The sequence below is a fragment of the Bacillus cereus group sp. MG1 genome (assembly GCF_040460035.1).
In the GTDB taxonomy this organism is placed as follows: Bacteria; Bacillota; Bacilli; order Bacillales; family Bacillaceae_G; genus Bacillus_A; species Bacillus_A cereus.
Genome location: NZ_JARVGY010000001.1, coordinates 4,160,086 through 4,178,411, shown reverse-complemented (window position 1 = coordinate 4,178,411; position 18,326 = coordinate 4,160,086). Strand labels below are relative to the sequence as shown.

Genomic DNA, 18,326 nt, shown 5'->3' with positions numbered 1-18,326 from the left:
ATATAAGCTAGCTCAGAAAAAATAAATAACATTTCATCAATATGAAATATTGCATAGAAGTAAAGTTAAAAAATCATTCACATATACTAAATTAGAAAAATTTAAAGGAACTTCATCTGAAGTTCCTTTTACTTATTTTATGTTCAATACGTATGAACCATTTTTATTCTCATATTTATAGACGTATAAATAATATTTACCTGGCTTTGCATTATAAGTTCCTTTAACTACATTGCCTTCATTTTCACCATATGCTACATAGTTATTTAAATCTGATTCATGATGAAGTACCCATGTCATTCCAATATTTTGTTCATTTAGTAGAGAAATATTAATATTTTCCGGCGAATCAATTTGGAAAGTAAATACATCTACTCTATCACTATTATGTAGCGTTCCTTTCACCGGTGTATGAAAGTTAACTTTATTTGCCTGTCTAGGCTCATTATTTGGTTCATTTTCTGTTACTTGTAATTCATTCCCACCGTTTGGTTTTCTTTGTTCATAGCCTAAGTTTGCTAGTATAGACTTCAAATCTGGTAAAACACCAATTTTATCTGCATATGGATCTTTAGATTTTGTTCCTGTGCTCTGGTTACTTAATATTGCTCTTAGTTCACTTGGTCTATATGGTTGTCCTAAATTTTCTTTAGCAATGCTTTGTACTAAAGTCGCTGCCCCAGCAATAATTGGCGAAGCACTAGATGTTCCGCTAAAGCTTGAAGTATAAAGATTTACAGCACTTCTACTTTGCTCGGCTGTAGTTGTATCTACATTTTCTCCCCATCCGTACACATCAATACGGCTTCCATAATTCGAAAACCACATACGTTCATGAGGGAAAGATGAAGAGCCAGCTCCTACCATAATTGCACCCGAATCTTTAAAATCTTTACTATTACGATTTAAGACTTGCTTACCTTTTCTATCTTTGAACTGGTCTAAATCATTCCACCCATTTGCTCCGGCCTCTATAATTACAATCCCTTTATCTGTACCAGCACGAATTGCATCAAAGATATCTGGTTGTACTTCAACAGGTAAATATTTATCACCATATCCATCGAAAGATGCTTGTGCCTCTAACAATAAAACATCCCCAGCTTCTAACTGATTTACAGCGCTTAATATTGCATCAGCCGTATTATACTGTCCATTATCTCTTATTTGAGAGATAACCTTTGCTTTCGCTTTTGGCGCAATCCCAATATTCCCAACTTCATTGTCCTCAGAGGATACAATTCCTAGTACAGACGTCCCATGACCGACATGCTGATCTATATTTCTTCCAGACATTAACTCAATTTTTTGATGTAATAAATCCTCATGATTTAATAACCATCCGTATTCCATATCAACAAAAGTGATACCATTTCCATTACCGCCTTGAATTCCCCAGGCGAAAGGCGCATTAATACCGTATGGGGCCGCTTCAAGATAACCTTGTTTTTTAAATCTAGGATTGTTACTAGGATTAAGAGCTACACTTGATGATTGCACTTCAGGTGGCATTATTTTCTCTTGTTTCTTCATATACGCATCTTCTATTAAAGAAGATGCCTTTAACTTATCTACTATTTCTTCTTCATACCCACTATTTTGATTTTGCAGAATATAGTAGTTTAATAAACTTGTAGATACATGATTAGGTGCTTTCACTTCAAGGTTTTGTATTTGTTCCGGGCTTACAGATGTGAATAAACGAGTAAATGTTACATCTGGATATTCTGTCAAAAGATCTTTTATTACTTTATCATTCGTTTGAGATTGTATTTGTTTTTCAATACCATCTTCATATGGCAAATCCAAATCCGCTTTAAATTTTACAATGATTTGCTTATCTGTTTCTTGTTCTATCCCTGATTTAATCTGCTGTTCTATAGAATCAGCATGTACACTATTGATAGTACCCCCTGTTCCTAAAAGTGTTGTAATGATTACAGTTGACGCACACATTTTTTGAAATATTTCCATTGCATTAATCCTCCTATTAATAATTAATCATTATATTAATCTATAATGATTTCGTTTCTATAACGTATTCCCTTTCTACTAAATAGATTATAGTAATCAGAAATATGAACTTCAATGTATTTTCATATGCAATATTTCATATTCGGACTCTACACTACACGAATATGAAACTTATAGTGATTATTTATTTTATATGTGCTAATATACTTACATTAATATATTACGCATATATACATTTCAAACTACATTACTTAATAGTTTCACCTTAATTTTTTCTTAGGAGGATTTACAATGAAATTACTAAAACTAAAACATATAATCCCTTTATCTGCAGCTGCAATTACATTCGTATGTAGTCAAAGCACAGCTGAAGCTTCTACCATTCATACAGTAAAAAAGAACGATACACTTTGGGGCATTAGTAAACAATACGGAGTTTCAATACAATCCATTAAACAGGCTAATAATAAAGGAAACGATCAAACCTTTATTGGCGAACAGTTACATATTCCAGGGTCCGTGAAATCAAATGAAATCACTGTTCCTCAAAACGCCAAGCCTGCGAACATTTCTGGACAAATTATTTATCAAGTACAACCGGGAGATTCATTAGAAACGATAGCAAGGCGTTACAATGTCACTGTCCAATCTATAAAACAAATTAACAATACAATCGGAAACAAGCTTTATACAGGACAACATTTAAAAATCAACTCAAGTATTTCACAAAAAGAAAAAGACTTAATGGCACGCTTAGTTACCGCTGAAGCAGGTGGCGAATCCTATAAAGGAAAAGTAGCAGTAGCGAAAGTTATACTAAATCGTGTAAATGCAAAAGGTTTTCCAAATACAATAACAGGCGTTATTTATGAACCTATTAAATACGGATATGCATTTACTCCTGTTACAGATGGAAGAATTAATCAGCCTGCAAGCGCAGAAGCAAAAATGGCTGTAGAAGAGGCTATCTCCACAAATGGAGTACATTCTGACTGGCTTTATTTCTACAATCCAAAAACATCAACAGACAAGTGGATTACGACACGTCAGACAGTAGCAGTAATTGGTAATCATGTGTTTGCTAAATAAGATTTAAAATCATTAACAGACCTCTTCACTTAAAAGGTCTGTTTTTTTTCTATGTAAGATGTTATTAATCATATGACATAGTTATTTTTTAAACTATTTCTTCTTTCAAATAAAAATTTTTGTATTTACTCCGCCACTCGTAGAAATTAATAAAGCATCAAGTTCAAAAACTCCCACTTTATTAATAAAAGCTATTTCTTAACTTCATAAAATTGTTATACACTAGAAAAATAAAAAACAAACTATTCGTTAGCAGGTGGAAGAATATGTATGATGTTACAATTATCGGCGCTGGAGTAAGTAGCATTTTTATGGCTTATTCACTAGCTAAAAGTAACAAAAAAGTTTTAATTCTTGATAAAGGTAAAGCGCTAGAAGATCGCCATTGTCCTTTAGACGAAGGAAAAGTGTGTAATTGTACTACATGTGATAAATATTTCGGGTTTGGTGGTTTAGGAAAATCTGAAGGGAAATTTAATTATACAAACGGATTTGGCGGAGAACTTGAGAAAAAAGTCGGTAAAGAGGGTTTTATACAACTCATGGCTGAAGTAGATGAAATTCTATGTCAGTTTGGTGGAAGTTCGGTTTCAAAATATTCTACTGAAAATTCAAGTCTCACTAAGAGAGCTGAAGCGTGTGGTTTACAAATGCTAACAACAGAAGTAAGACATCTTGGTACTACACTTTCCAGTAACATTTTTCAGCAGCTCTATGAATTTTTACTGACGAAAATAAAGATCCAATTTCATATAGATGTACAACATATTCTGAAACAGGAAGATCATTTTACAATAGAGACAAATCAAGGAACAGTTCAAACTAAGCAACTTGTATTTGCAACTGGGCGCTCTGGGGCCGATTGGTTAAAAGAAATATGCAGTTCCCTAAATATTTCTCAGGAGCAAACACGTGTAGATTTAGGAATTAGAGTAGAAATGAAAGAACATCAATTACGTTCTATATTAAAAGATACTTTTGAAACAAAACTTTCTTATCAAGGTGAGCATTTCACAGCAACTACTTACTGTATGAATCCACAAGGCCGCATCATTCGAAAGTACGAAGAAGGTTTAGTTATGCCTGACGGTCAAAATTTTCGGGAACAAGGAACTGGCACTTCTAACTTAAATTTCACTTTATTTATTCCTCGCTATTTTCCAACTCTCAAAGAAGCAAATGCATACGCAAGTTCAATTATTGAAGGCATTAACCAAGGACGAGATCGGATTGTTATACAGCGCTTAGAGGACTTACTAAAGAAACAACCTACGGTGGAAAACAGCATGGAGCATAATCGTATACAGCCTACACTACAGGGGGATTATGGAGATTTGAATCAAGAAATTCCTCAATCATATATTGAAGGGCTAAAAGAATTTTTATTACGCTTAGAACAATTTATACAGGAGCCTATCGATCAACATACTTTACTATATGGAATTGATGGAAAGTTCTATGCTCCTACGATAAAAATTAATAATCATTTTGAAACTAGTATACATGGGCTATTTTTAATTGGAGATTGTTCAGGCGTTACGCATTCATTATCTCAAGCAGCTGCAAGTGGTCTGTATGTTGGAAAGTACTTATCTGACATTTAATTTCTATCATTAAAATATCAGTCAAATATTTTCAATTTCAAAACACTTTACTTATATATAGTAAAAGTATATTAATAAGACCCCTATCCTTCCCTGCTAATGATTAACCGACAAAAAATCGGGATTTTACAAAATACATATGTAATATAACTGTATATTTAAAACGATTGGCATTCAATTCTAATAAATTGAATGTCAACAGTTTTAAAAGTCTCTATCCATTTTCACTTTTATTTGTTCGATATTTTGTAACATCATCATAGTGTTTAATATGGTAGGATGTCTATAAGTCAATTTCACTACAACTATGACTTTTTCTGCCTGTTTCTCAAAAAAGAGTTATATTTATGCTACTACGCTTTAAAAATCCCCATTGTATATATATGAATACTTCAAATTATTCCCTTTAGAAAACAAAGTCTAAATGGTTCATTACAGTCTAATAGTTATAAAAACATAATATATAACTTTAGTTAAATAAATTATATAAAGAAGGTGTAAAAATGAAGAACAAAATAAATTTACAAATGCAAAATATAAGTTTTGTTATAATAATGGCTTTAGCAGTATGGTTAAAAACATATCTTATTACGCGATTCAGTTTTGATTTAAAAATCGAGTCTTCAACGCAAGAGCTCATTTTGTTTATTAGCCCTCTAGCCGCATCATTAGCATTTGTTGGATTAGCATTATTTGCAACTGGTGAAAAGCGAAATTATATAGCGCTCTGTATTAATTTCTTATTAACAATCGTGCTTGTTGGAAATGTAATGTTCTATGATTTTTATAGTGATTTCGTTACATTACCAGTACTTGGACAAACCTCAAACTTTGGCCAATTAGGCGGCAGTATTATAGAAATATTAAACTACAAAATTATACTCGCATTCGTAGACATTGTTTTCTTCTTTATTTTATTAAAAAAGAAATCATTGGTCTTTAAAACAGAACGTGTAACTCATTCTACGCGCTTGTTATACTTTCTTTTAACGATTGGTGTATTCTTTGCGAATCTACATCTTGCAGAAAAAGAGCGCCCTGAATTATTAACAAGATCATTCGACCGAGTCATGCTTGTCAAAAATTTAGGCTTATATACTCACCAAGTATATGACTTAACACTGCAAGTAAAAGCTGGGTCACAAAAAGCACTTGCTGATAGTAGTAAATTACAAGAAACTGAAAACTACGTAAAAGCAAATCAAAGCGAGCCAAACCCTAATATGTTTGGTGCAGCGAAAGGAAAAAACGTAATTGTCGTCACTCTTGAATCCTTGCAGACCTTCTTAATAGGCGCATCAGTGAACGGGCAAGAAGTTACACCATTCCTAAATGAATTCATAAATGAAAGTTATTACTTTGATAACTTTTTCCATCAAACTGGTCAAGGGAAAACATCCGATTCAGAATTTCTAATCGATACGTCGTTGTATCCATTAAATCGAGGAGCTGTATTCTTCACACACGGTAACAATGATTATACTGCAACTCCAGAAATTTTACGTCAGCAAGGTTATTTCACTTCTGTATTCCATGCGAATAACGCAACATTTTGGAATCGTAATATCATGTACTCTGCTCTTGGTTATGATCGTTACTATAATGAGCTTGATTACAAAATTACACCAGAAACAAATTTAAATTGGGGATTAAAAGATATCGAATACTTTGATCAATCAGTAGATATATTAAAAACTGTTAATCAACCATTCTATGCTCGTTTCCTTACTTTAACAAACCATTATCCATTTACGTATGATGAAGATACAAAATTCATTGAACCATACAACTCTGGTAATGGCGTATTTGATCGTTACATCGTAACAGCACGTTACTTAGACGAATCCATTAAAAAATTTATTGAACGTCTAAAGGCCGAGGGGCTTTACGATAATTCTATTATTGTGTTATACGGTGATCATTATGGAATTTCCGAAAAACATAATCGTGCAATGGCACAGTTTTTAGAAAAAGATCAAATAACAGAATTTGATACTTTAAATTTACAACGTACACCTTTATATATTCATATTCCTGGACAAACAGAAGGTCAAACTATTTCAAAGCCTACGGGACAAATCGATATGAAACCTACGATTCTAAATTTATTAGGTGTTGATTCTACGAATGATATCCGTTTTGGCCATGATATGTTTTCAGATGAATATACTGGCTTTGTTGTTTTACGTGATGGTAGCTTCGTTACAGATAAGTATGCATACAAAAACAACACTTTCTACGACCGTATAACAGGTGAAATTGTAGATTTACCAAAAAAAGAAGCTCAAGCCCTCATTAAACGTGCACAAAATGAATTACGAATGTCTGACAAAATTATTGAAGGCGATTTATTACGTTTCTCAGAAAGCAATAAAATTAAAACTGGCGAAGTACAAACTAAAATTAAAGAAACAGAAAAATAATCTATATGAAAAAGGAGCAACTTATTACAGTTGCTCCCTTTTACTTTTATTCTACACTTGTTTCTAAAGCTACATCTGTATAGGTATTATCATCACCTATATTTAAAATTACTTCACATTGACGCAATCTCAATTCAAAGAGCATGATAGAATCATGATAAACTTCAGGATTTGATTTCATTTTATGTAACATCTCTTGTTTTTCTTGTATTTCTAATTGCGTATTTTCTACAGCTTGCTTTAAGGAGTTAAATGGATTCCTAAAGAATATATGAATATCCCTCTCTTGTGTGTTTTCAAACAGCTCAAATTGCAAGAAAAATTTCTTCATAATAGAAGCCGTTACTTCAGTATAATCTTCATTTTCTACATACTGTTTATATTTGTTATATAGCATAGATTTATTTTTAGGAAGAACTCCAAATAATTTACCGGCACTTTTTAGTAAAAATTGTGCTGGCGTAAATCGACGTAAAATATTTACTTCATCCATTTGTATTCTAGTCGTCATCCTGTCAGTATCTCTGCGCCAGTCATCAAGCACTTTAAAGTCACATTCTAACTGTATTTTATTTTCTCCAAATAGTGAATTAAGCCCTTCACTAAGTTCTTCTAAATACGTTTGACTTTGAAGAAGCTCATTATTAGAAGTTGCAATCCAATTTTGCATAGAAAGAGCAAGATTAGGTAATACAGTTTGTTCTAAATATTTATGCACTCTTTCATTCATTGCTTTATTTAGTTCCGTATCCATGTGCCCGAAATCACTTTCTTCACTAATTAAATTAGAACAGCTCTTTAATATCTTCGGAATATTTTCGGTAAGATCATTTGTAATTTCAGTCTTCATTGAACGATATGATTGTGTAATGAAATGAATTTTTTCCCTTTCAAATGCAGTAAGGTTATTAATGCTACCGTTTAGTTTCACTAGCATATCTTCATTCCAATTAATAGCATCCACCAGGTTATTTTCTTTCTCAACACGTTTATCCAAAAGATATGTAATTGTTTTTCGAATGAAAAATAATAACTTTTCAGTACGTTCTGCATCGATATTTTTATGATTAAAGTTAAAATGAATAAACTCAGTTAAACCATTTAATTGTTGACTACTTGTATATAACGAGGAATAAGGGAAAATTCTCGCATACGGGAAATATGTGTTTATTCTCGTTGCCGTATCATGTAATACCCTTTTCACTTCTGCTTCACTGTAAATGTTATCGATTTTATTTAATAAAAAATGAATTTGTAAATTTGGCGTATGTTCTTGAATACTTAATAAAATATCACGTTCTTTATCAGTAAAAGGTGAATCCGCATTCAATACGAATAGTAATTCGTCTACAGAATTTAAATATTCGAATATTTCATCTCTAGTGTCGTTATTTCTATTAAAGCCAGGTGTCACTACAAATGTAAGTTTATTTTCATTTAAAAATCTGCATGGTAATTTAAATTCAACACACGCTCTATCTCTATATGTTTGATGGTGCTGAGACATCATATTATGGTAATCAGAGACATCTTCCGTTGTTGTAATTGCTGAGTCTGTTATAGCGTTTATTTCTATATGAGCATCATTTTTTAAAACTACTACATTTGAAATTGATTTTTCTAATATATTTTCTCCTAATATAGAGTTAATAAATGTAGTTTTTCCGTTCCCTGAAGTTCCCGTTACTAAAATACGATTTGTTCTTAAATCTGCGAGCTCGTCAACTAACCATTTAAATCGGTGACCTATTTCTATATTCTGCTTTTGTGCCCACTGTGTAATAGATTCAAAAAGGTGTAAGCTGTACTCTAAGCCATTTACATGATTAATAGAATGTGACAGTAAGTTTTCCGCATGTTCTATATTTGCTGAATCTATTTTGGAAGGGAAAATCTCATCCCATGCCAATACAGCTGCAGATGGAAATACAGCATAAGATGGATTGACTACCTTTAACCAGTTTGCTAACAGATTTGGTATGATATCGTCTAATTGTCTAAGCGTATATTGACCTTGAATTAATGTAAAGTACGTTTCTTCGTAAAGAGCAGAAACTTTGTTCCATATATCGGACGAATGTATTTCAATATGTAAGAAAAATTCATTTATTGTATTAAGCCATAATAAATAATTTGGTTCATCTTTATAACTGTTCCAAAGTGCTGAAACCATTTGTGTAAATTGTACTTGATCTACATTATTTAATGTAGCTAATGCATCATAAAAATAGTCTGGTGAAATATGTTTAGTAAACCCTTTATCGATATATCCTTTTAACACCTCAAACCACGGATACGACTCTATTCGAATTAACTCATTCACAGCAAGCTCTACTGCACTATCAAAATCTTGCTGTTCCTCATAAAAGGAACGGGCAATTTTTGTGACGTTCGGATAATCAGGATTTAAAGAAACTGCTTCTTTAATAACACCGAAAGCTGAATCAAAATTATTTTGCTCAATGTAAAGAGAAAGTAATTGTAATCTAATTTCGGTCATCAATATTTTATTATCAGTAGTAATGGAAGTATAAATATTTTCAGCATATGGTAATTGATTAAGTTCGAAATAAGCATCCGCAATATTTTTTTGTGCCCATGGTGCTAATTCATTACTAACCTTCTCCCATTTAAAAATAGCTGCTTCAAAATCTTGATGACGATAATAAAATTCACCTTGTGCAAAACGAATATAAGACCCATCAGAAATCTCATTTTTTTCTTCGTTTACATAAGCTTGTCCAAGTACGTCAAGAGTTGGTTTTGTTTCATTCTCCATTAGGAACGTTTCATAATACATCTTTTTTATTAATTGTTTTTCTAATCTCATCTTTTCCCCCACTATATCTTGAAAATAAATTTTTAAGATATGTCAATGCTTTTTGTATGTATGCTTTTTATCTTAACAAAGAATATCTTTTGGAAAATTTCATTTTCCTTTCATTTTTCAAGTTAGATTGAATTTTTATGAGAAAAGTTTCAGTTTTTTTTCAATTCCCTTTCAGTTATGAAACAGCATTAGATGTTCCTAATAACCTAATAACACTATAATATTCCACATTATATTATCAGGAAAACCCCATATAAACCATATTATAAAAACAATCTATAATGAATTTATATGCACAATTCACTGTGCTGTTAAACAAAAAAATAACAATAGGAGCCAACATCTATCATACCATTTCTTTCTCAAATTGTTTTCCTTTAAAATGTTTCATTAGTTATGTAATTAAATTCCATTAACCTATATAAATAACTAGTCCAAAAAATATCTATATGCATATCATGTTATAGTAAAGAATTTAGGAGATCCTAAAAGGAGGCATTTTCATGTTTGAAGATAAATCTAAAATAAATTACCCATATGAATTTACTGAAACTACAACAGTTCCTCTAAAGAACCCCATTGACAAAAAATTCAAGAACGGCACAGGTACACATAACTTCCCAATTAAGAAGCACTATAAAGAGCAAGTTCTATACACTGAAAAAATTAATAATAATAAAAATAAGTAATTGTATAGATCCTTATGACAATTGGCTAAATAAGAAGCAACATTTGGCCATGCATAGTTATTTAGTTAGTAATGATACAATTCATGCACCTTTTAAAAAGTGCTGTATACAGCGCTTTTTTATACATAGATAAATTTAAGTTAACGCAACCAAGAAATACACTACAAAATTACTCCACCATATTCTCGTTTACAATTAAATCTACATATTAAAAGGGAGCAACAGTAAATGTTGCTCCCTTTTGAAATGTAATCTATTCACTCTACATAACCCTCTTAAACATCTTCTCCAACTCATAAGTAGAATGATGCACAAGAATTGGTCTTCCGTGCGGGCATGTGTACGGGTTTGTTGTTGTACGTAGTTCTTCCAGTAAAGCAAATATTTGATCGTTCGTTAAATATTGATTCGCTTTAATAGATGCTTTACAGCTCATCATGATGGCTGCTTCTTCACGTAACTTTTTAATATCAACTTTTTTTAGTTTAACAACTTGCTCCATCATTTCATCGATGATTTCTGTTTCTTGTCCTTTCGGGAACCATGTTGGATGCGAGCGGACGATAAAGGATTGATGGCCGAATTGTTCTAAAAATAGCCCGACTTTTTTTAGTTCTTCTAACTGCTCTTCGACACGTAAAAATTCAGTAAGAGATAGATCAATACGGTACGGTACAAGTAACTCTTGTACTTCTTGCGCTACTCTTCCTACTTTATCACGGAAGTATTCATAATTAATACGTTCCTGCGCGGCATGCTGGTCAATCATATATAATCCTTTATCATTTTGAGCGAAAATATATGTTCCATGCATTTGTCCAATTGGATAAAGCGGTGGTAAGTCATTCCCGTTCATCTCAATCTCTTTTATTTCCCGAACTTCTTCTTCTAATTCCTCTAGTTCAAAGTCCTCTTCATTACTGTCCCACGATTTCTCTTCTTGAATTGGCTCTTCGATTATCGGTTTAGTGGATGGTTGCCAACTTTGTTCTTCTCTCACGAGCGACTGTGGTGGTTGCCATTCTTGCTTCGGTGGTTGCCAAAGCTGCGCAGGCTGTTTCACAGCCTGCGGTTCTTCTTGTTTTGCATCCATGCCAGTCGGTAAAACGATGTCCGGCATAGATGGTTCTTTCGGCTTCGCATGCTCAAACTGGAACTGTTCTTGCACACTTTCGTCTTTTTCTTTTTTCTTCGTTGTTACACCTGCATCTGGAATAAGCTGTATTTTTTTAAATGCAGCTTGCAATGTTTCTTCGATCAGCTTTAGCAATTCTTGTTCTTTACTAAAACGAACTTCTAATTTCGCTGGATGTACGTTAACGTCAACTAGCATTGGATCCATTTCAATCGATAAGAAACCAATTGGATACCGGCCAACTGGCAGTAATGTATGGTATCCTTGCTGAATTGCTTTCATTAATACAAAGTTTCGAACGTAACGACCATTTACAATCGTTGACATATAATTACGAGATGCTCTCGTTACTTCTGGTAATGTTACATAACCTTTAATTGTAAAGTCTAAAGATTCAGCTTCAATTGGAACAAGCTTCTTCGCAACTTGAATACTGTAAATCGATGCAAGTACTTGTCTTACATCACCGTTACCTGACGTATGAAGCAATTTCTTTTCATTATGAAATAGTTTTAACGATACTTCTGGATGTGACATTGCAATACGATACACGATATCTGTAATATTTCCGAGCTCTGTATGAATGGTTTTCATATATTTAAGACGTGCTGGTGTATTAAAGAATAAATTTTGTACTGTAATATCTGTTCCTTTTCGGCTCGCAGTCTTCTCTTGCTTTATAATGTCTCCACCTTTAATAATAAGGTGTGTACCAGGCGCATCACCTGTGCTAGTAATTAATTCTAATTCACTAACTGAGGCAATACTTGGCAATGCCTCACCGCGGAAACCGAGTGTTCTTATGCGGAACAGATCGTTTTCATCTTTAATTTTACTCGTTGCATGGCGTTCAAAAGCGACGATACAGTCTTCTTCTGCAATACCATCACCATTATCAATGATACGAATTTTCGATAACCCAGCTTCTTCTAAGTGGATTTCAATAGATGTACTATTCGCATCGATAGAATTTTCCACAAGTTCTTTTACGACTGAAGCAGGGCGCTCTACTACTTCCCCTGCCGCAATTAAGTTAGAGAGTTGGTCATCGAGTTTGCGAATTTTCCCCATCTACTTACTCATCCTTTCTTTAACTTTTTCTGTAAGCGATACAATTCGTTCATCGCTTCTAAAGGTGTCATATCAAGTAAATCGATTTTTTTAATTTGCGCCAGTACTGCTGTTTCTTTTTGATCTAGCAGAGGCTTTTCTTGTTTCTTCGAAGACTGTTCTCCTCCAAAGAAAGATAGTTGCGATTCTTCTTCAGTCTCTACTTTCGTTTCCTGTATTTCTGCTATTTCTTCTTTTACAACTACAGGTTCTGGAGTAGCTTCTTGTACTTTCACTTCTACTCGTTTTGGAATAATAATTTCTTCCTGTCCTTCTAGCTGTGCTAACACTTCTTTCGCACGAGCGATTAGGCTATCTGGAAGCTCCGCAAGTTGCGCAACGTGAATTCCGTAACTTTTATCAGCTGCTCCATCTTGAATTTTATGAAGGAATACTACTTTTCCATTCTCTTCAATTGCTGAAACGTGTACATTTTTCAGTTGATTTAAACTCTCTTCTAACACCGTCAATTCGTGATAATGCGTAGAGAATAACGTTTTTGCACCAATTTGGTCATGAATATGTTCAATAATCGCTTGTGCAAGTGCCATACCATCATACGTAGATGTACCGCGTCCAATTTCATCGAATAAAATTAAACTTCTTTCTGATGCGTTTGCAATTGCATTTTTCGCTTCTAACATTTCGACCATAAATGTACTTTGACCTGAAATTAAATCATCCGCTGCACCAATTCTCGTAAAGATTTGGTCAAATACAGGTAATACTGCTTCTGTTGCTGGTACGAAACAACCGATTTGCGACATAACCGTTACAAGTGCTAATTGTCTCATATACGTACTTTTACCAGACATGTTCGGCCCTGTAATTAAAAAGACATCCATATTCTCTGGCATAATACAATCATTCGGTACATACAATTTCCCGTTCAATACTTTTTCAACAACAGGATGACGACCATCTTTAATAAAGATTTCGCGCTTCGTTGTCAGTACAGGTTTTACAAACTGTTCTTCTTCACTAACTGTCGCAAAACTTTGCAGTACGTCTAATTCACTAATTACTTTCGCTAAATGTTGTAATTTCGGAATAAATACTTTTACTTCTTCACGAAGTGCTGTAAATAAATCGTATTCTAGCTGTACAATTTTTTCTTCAGCTTCTAAGATTAACGTTTCTTTTTCTTTCAGTTCATCTGTAATGAAACGTTCAGCATTAGCAAGCGTCTGTTTACGCTCATAGCGACCTTCTGGAAGTGCTGCAAGATTCGCTTTCGTTACTTCAATGTAGTAACCGAAAATACGGTTGTATCCGATTTTTAACGATTTAATTCCGGTAATATCACGTTCTCTTTTTTCAAGCTCAGCAATCCACGTTTTCCCGTTTTTACTAACGTAACGATATTGATCAAGCTTGTCATTATAACCATCTTTAATAATATCTCCATCTTTAATCGAAAGCGGTGGGTTTTCTTGAATACTTCTTCCTAGTAATTCTGTTAAGCTTTCACATGGATCTGCACCTTGAATTAATCTCGATGCATAAGCGTTATCTAACAAACTAATTGCTTCTAAAATAGCTGGTACTTGAAGCAATGAACGTCTTAATTGTAATAAGTCTCTTGCATTTACGTTACCAAATGCAACTTTTCCTGCTAAGCGTTCTAAATCATATACTTCTTTTAACTTTTCCTTTAAATCTTCACGTAAGAAGTAATCATTTACAAACGTTTCAACCATTTCTAAACGCTCTTCAATTCTTTCTTTCTGTATAAGTGGACGTTCCATCCACTGTTTTAACATACGACCACCCATAGCTGTTTTCGTCTTGTCCAATAACCATAATAGTGATCCTGTTTTTTCTTTCGTTCGAAGTGTTTCTGTCAGTTCTAAATTTCGCTTTGAATGTACATCAATTTTCATAAATTGATTCGTATAATAAATTTCTACTGGTTGCAAATGATCTAAAGAACGTTTTTGCGTTCTTATTACATAGTTAAATAAACGTCCAACTGCTTTAATTAATTTTGCTTGTGAAACATTTTTCACAAGATGTTCTAATCCTTCCGGAATTGCCGTTGCATCTTCATACGAAATCGTCATTTTCAATGTTTCAGTTAACTTGTTTAGTTCATCTTTAGAAAATGAAGAATCAACAACAATTTCTTTCGAACCAGTTGCATACACTTCTAATAAAATATCTTCTACTGAACCAGTCAATAACGTTACTGTATTTTGTCCAGTCGTTAAGTCGTTACAAGCTAATGCATATGATCCATCTTCAAAATGTGTTAATGCGGCTAAGAAGTTATTTTCTTTCTCATCAATTGTACGCCCTTCCATCATCGTTCCTGGCGTAATTAATTGTACTACTTCACGACGTACTACACCTTTAGCTGTTTTCGGATCTTCTACTTGCTCACAAACAGCTACTTTATATCCTTTTTCAACAAGTTGTTCAATATAGTTTTTAGCCGCATGATACGGTACACCGCACATTGGTATACGTTCACTACTACCGCCATCTCGGCTCGTTAATGTAATTTCAAGTTCATGAGCTGCTTTTACAGCATCCTCAAAGAACATTTCATAAAAATCGCCTAAGCGAAAAAATAAAAAGGCATCTTGATAATCTGCCTTAACCTTTAAATATTGCTGTATCATAGGCGTATATTGAGTCATACTTTTCCTCCATAATTCTTACATGATAATCTATTTTCATATATGTCGCATTTCACGGACACTCTTATCTCCTATTTCAGGAGTCTTTCTTCATTATAACATATTTCATAAAGAATCATGTTCATTCAGCCCCACTTATGTAAAGTAAAAAGCTAGGAAGAACTTCTCCCTAGCTTTCTATTACTCTTCTTCTGCATCAACTATAAAGTTCGGATCTAATTCTTCAAATTCATCATCAGCAATTTGGAAATCATCATCTGATTCTACGCAGCCTTCAGGATTTACACTTACACAAATTTTCGTTTCTCCAACTACTTCTGTTACAAATTCACGTTCTACAGTTACAACAATTTTATTACCATTTGGTGATACAAGTGCTTCTAAACAATTTGGCGGCTGAATAACACGAGCAATAATTTCTAAATCGTCACCAGAAAAGTTTTTATCACGATAACCAATACTTACTTCGTCCGTGTAGTTCACACGTTCTGTTACAACTTCAGTCTTTGTATTTCCATCAAATGAATACCAAGTGTTCACATCATAGAAACCTTCAATTTCCACATGTTTTCCATTCTTTCTTGCTTCGTACGAGTGGTTAATTACCCAGCACCCTAAAATACTTGTTGGCTCATTATTCGATTCACATGTATGCGTTGACTTTGTATACTTACGTCCTTTTCCAACCACTGCTTTTGTAATAATCTCTCTAAATTCGGACATTCGTAACCCTCCTCAATCACTATTCACTTAATCATATGCGTGACAATAGCGGAATGTGTCATTCTTTTTTTGAGAAGAACTTACGTTTAATCCACAAAAAAAAAGAGATGTCAATATGACATCTCTTTAACAACCACAATTTCCTTTTTTACTTTCTACCGCTGCGCCAGTTTCACCCTTTAGTACATCGCCACCAGTTGAAATTAATATTTCATCTGTTACGTTGTTAGAAATTGTACTAGCAACTAACTGTAATAAGTCATTTACGTATGTTTGTGAAGATTTAAATTGTTGTACGACTGGAATACTGTCTAACTTATCTTGCAATGCATCAATTTCAGCTTCTACCTTTTTTAAAGCTTCCCATTTCCCGTAATGTTGCAAGTTTACTGCTTGTTTTTGCAGTGCTTTAATTTCATCGATTGCGCGCTTTACATTTTCATTTTTATGAATTTGCGCCTCTGCTTTCTTAAAAAAATCAACTTCTTCTGTTTCAGAAATCATTTTTGCTAATTCTTTCGCTTGTTCAACAATGTCATCTTTCGAATATACTTTCATCTATTATTTCACCTCAATCGGCTCTTCAACTAATTCCCCGTTAAGAGACCAAGTTTTTGCTTCCGTTATTTTCACTTTCACAAGCTGACCAATTAAAGATTTTGAAGCGACGAAGTTTACAAGTTTATTCGTACGAGTATAACCTGCAAGTACTTCCGGATTATTTTTACTTTCCCCATCAACTAACACTTCTACAATTTGACCTTTGTAACGACTATTCTTTTCAATTGCCAACGTATTTACTAGTGTATTTAAGCGCTGAAGACGTTCTTTCTTTACTTCCATCGGTACATTATCTTTCATTTTTGCAGCTGGTGTACCTTCGCGAGGAGAATAAATAAATGTAAAGGCAGTATCAAACCCTACTTCACGATATAACGACATCGTTTCTTCAAATTGCTCATCTGTTTCATTTGGAAAACCAACGATAATATCTGTTGTTAATACTACATCTGGAATTGCTTCTTTAATTTTTCTTACAAGTTCTAAATAATGCTCACGCGAATATTTACGTGCCATAATTTTCAGCATATCTGTACTTCCAGATTGAACTGGTAAATGGATATGTTCTACTAGGTTGCCACCTTTTCCAAGCACTTCAATTAAGTGATCATCGAAATCACGTGGATGGCTCGTTGTAAAACGAATACGGGCAATATCAACTTTACGAAGTTCGTCCATTAAATCGCCAAGACCGTATTCTATATCTTCAAAGTCTTTACCATATGCATTTACGTTTTGTCCAAGTAAAGTAATTTCTTTATAACCATTTGCAGCTAAATGACGAATCTCTTGGATAATATCTTCTGGACGTCTACTTCGCTCTTTTCCGCGTGTATACGGTACAATACAATACGTACAGAATTTATCACAGCCATACATAATATTTACCCACGCTTTAATATCACCACGACGTACTTTCGGAAGGTTTTCAATTACGTCACCTTCTTTTGACCATACTTCAACTACCGTCTCTTTCGAGAACATCGCATCTTTTAGAATATACGGTAATCTATGAATATTATGCGTTCCAAATACCATATCTACATGCTGATTTTTTTGCATAATTTTATTTACAACAGATTCCTCTTGAGACATACAACCACATACACCAATTAAAAGGTCTGGATTTCTTCGTTTGAGTGACTTTAAATGGCCTAGCTCACCAAACACCTTATTTTCAGCATTTTCACGAATTGCACAAGTGTTTAATAAAACTACATCTGCATCCTCAGTTGAAAAAGTTGGTTCATATCCAAGTGCTGTGAAAATACCTGCCATTACTTCCGTATCATGCTCATTCATTTGACAACCATATGTACGAATATAGAACTTTCTTCCTGTACCAAAATTGCGAAACTCTTCAGGTAAGCCAAAATCCCGTTCAATTTTAACTTCTTCTTTCCCACGCTTTTTCGCATCCTTTAAGGAAGGTGGTTGATATACACTTTCAAAGTATTTACTATAATCTTTCTCTTCTTTTTTCGTAGAGGAATTTGCTTGTTGACTTGCTAATCGTTGTTGCTCGTTCATCGGTAATCTCCTTTCA

The 18,326-nt window shown here is 33.5% G+C and carries 11 protein-coding genes; 4 read left to right on the top strand and 7 right to left on the bottom strand.

Translation table 11 applies throughout. The features are described 5' to 3' along the window. Positions 1–132: 132 nt before the first annotated feature. The gene (locus tag QCI79_RS21995) at positions 133–1,974 is read right to left on the bottom strand and encodes a S8 family peptidase (RefSeq protein WP_000402321.1); all 1,842 of its coding nucleotides are present in this window, start codon (positions 1,972–1,974) and stop codon (positions 133–135) included. A 291-nt stretch (positions 1,975–2,265) separates the two neighbouring features. On the opposite strand from QCI79_RS21995, the gene QCI79_RS21990 reads away from it, so the two are divergent. The 3 genes from QCI79_RS21990 to QCI79_RS21980 all read left to right on the top strand — a co-directional run bounded on the left by QCI79_RS21990 (position 2,266) and on the right by QCI79_RS21980 (position 7,090). Further along, positions 2,266–3,063, top strand: coding sequence for a cell wall hydrolase (locus QCI79_RS21990; RefSeq protein WP_000771173.1), 798 nt, complete (start codon positions 2,266–2,268; stop codon positions 3,061–3,063). A 266-nt stretch (positions 3,064–3,329) separates the two neighbouring features. Then, complete coding sequence (locus QCI79_RS21985; protein WP_000272401.1) at positions 3,330–4,667, top strand: NAD(P)/FAD-dependent oxidoreductase; 1,338 nt, start codon at positions 3,330–3,332, stop codon at positions 4,665–4,667. Positions 4,668–5,170: 503 nt separating this feature from the next. Further along, positions 5,171–7,090 carry an LTA synthase family protein gene (locus tag QCI79_RS21980; RefSeq protein ID WP_000791028.1) on the top strand — a complete coding sequence of 640 codons (1,920 nt, stop codon included), beginning with the start codon at positions 5,171–5,173 and terminating at the stop codon, positions 7,088–7,090. A gap of 46 nt (positions 7,091–7,136) precedes the next feature. Here QCI79_RS21980 and QCI79_RS21975 read toward each other — a convergent pair whose 3' ends face one another. Continuing rightward, a complete protein-coding gene (locus tag QCI79_RS21975) occupies positions 7,137–9,920 on the bottom strand; it encodes a dynamin family protein (RefSeq protein WP_001235302.1) in 2,784 nt (927 codons plus the stop codon). 503 nt (positions 9,921–10,423) lie between these two features. On the opposite strand from QCI79_RS21975, the gene QCI79_RS21970 reads away from it, so the two are divergent. After that, positions 10,424–10,609 carry a hypothetical protein gene (locus tag QCI79_RS21970; RefSeq protein WP_000461138.1) on the top strand — a complete coding sequence of 62 codons (186 nt, stop codon included), beginning with the start codon at positions 10,424–10,426 and terminating at the stop codon, positions 10,607–10,609. 262 nt (positions 10,610–10,871) lie between these two features. Here the strand turns inward: QCI79_RS21970 and mutL are convergent, their stop codons facing one another. The 5 genes from mutL to miaB all read right to left on the bottom strand — a co-directional run bounded on the left by mutL (position 10,872) and on the right by miaB (position 18,310). Further along, entirely contained in the window at positions 10,872–12,815 is a 1,944-nt protein-coding gene (mutL, locus tag QCI79_RS21965) for a DNA mismatch repair endonuclease MutL (protein ID WP_000516463.1), read from the bottom strand. Between the two features lie 8 nt (positions 12,816–12,823). Then, positions 12,824–15,496, bottom strand: coding sequence for a DNA mismatch repair protein MutS (gene mutS, locus QCI79_RS21960; RefSeq protein WP_000196029.1), 2,673 nt, complete (start codon positions 15,494–15,496; stop codon positions 12,824–12,826). A gap of 180 nt (positions 15,497–15,676) precedes the next feature. Further along, positions 15,677–16,219, bottom strand: a complete 543-nt coding sequence (gene cotE / locus QCI79_RS21955; protein ID WP_001288799.1) for an outer spore coat protein CotE — start codon at positions 16,217–16,219, stop codon at positions 15,677–15,679. A 126-nt stretch (positions 16,220–16,345) separates the two neighbouring features. Further along, positions 16,346–16,777 (bottom strand): YlbF/YmcA family competence regulator, encoded by a 432-nt coding sequence (locus QCI79_RS21950; RefSeq protein ID WP_000870461.1) that lies wholly within the window; start codon positions 16,775–16,777, stop codon positions 16,346–16,348. A gap of 3 nt (positions 16,778–16,780) precedes the next feature. Continuing rightward, positions 16,781–18,310, bottom strand: a complete 1,530-nt coding sequence (gene miaB, locus QCI79_RS21945; RefSeq protein WP_001005388.1) for a tRNA (N6-isopentenyl adenosine(37)-C2)-methylthiotransferase MiaB — start codon at positions 18,308–18,310, stop codon at positions 16,781–16,783. Between the last annotated feature and the right edge of the window lie 16 nt (positions 18,311–18,326).

Bases quoted from the DNA above. Each gene is read 5' to 3' on its own strand.
- QCI79_RS21995 (WP_000402321.1), bottom strand. From the start codon at position 1,974: ATGGAAATATTTCAAAAAATGTGTGCGTCAACTGTAATCATTACAACA.
- QCI79_RS21990 (WP_000771173.1), top strand. From the start codon at position 2,266: ATGAAATTACTAAAACTAAAACATATAATCCCTTTATCTGCAGCTGCA.
- QCI79_RS21985 (WP_000272401.1), top strand. From the start codon at position 3,330: ATGTATGATGTTACAATTATCGGCGCTGGAGTAAGTAGCATTTTTATG.
- QCI79_RS21980 (WP_000791028.1), top strand. From the start codon at position 5,171: ATGAAGAACAAAATAAATTTACAAATGCAAAATATAAGTTTTGTTATA.
- QCI79_RS21975 (WP_001235302.1), bottom strand. From the start codon at position 9,920: ATGAGATTAGAAAAACAATTAATAAAAAAGATGTATTATGAAACGTTC.
- QCI79_RS21970 (WP_000461138.1), top strand. From the start codon at position 10,424: ATGTTTGAAGATAAATCTAAAATAAATTACCCATATGAATTTACTGAA.
- mutL (WP_000516463.1), bottom strand. From the start codon at position 12,815: ATGGGGAAAATTCGCAAACTCGATGACCAACTCTCTAACTTAATTGCG.
- mutS (WP_000196029.1), bottom strand. From the start codon at position 15,496: ATGACTCAATATACGCCTATGATACAGCAATATTTAAAGGTTAAGGCA.
- cotE (WP_001288799.1), bottom strand. From the start codon at position 16,219: ATGTCCGAATTTAGAGAGATTATTACAAAAGCAGTGGTTGGAAAAGGA.
- QCI79_RS21950 (WP_000870461.1), bottom strand. From the start codon at position 16,777: ATGAAAGTATATTCGAAAGATGACATTGTTGAACAAGCGAAAGAATTA.
- miaB (WP_001005388.1), bottom strand. From the start codon at position 18,310: ATGAACGAGCAACAACGATTAGCAAGTCAACAAGCAAATTCCTCTACG.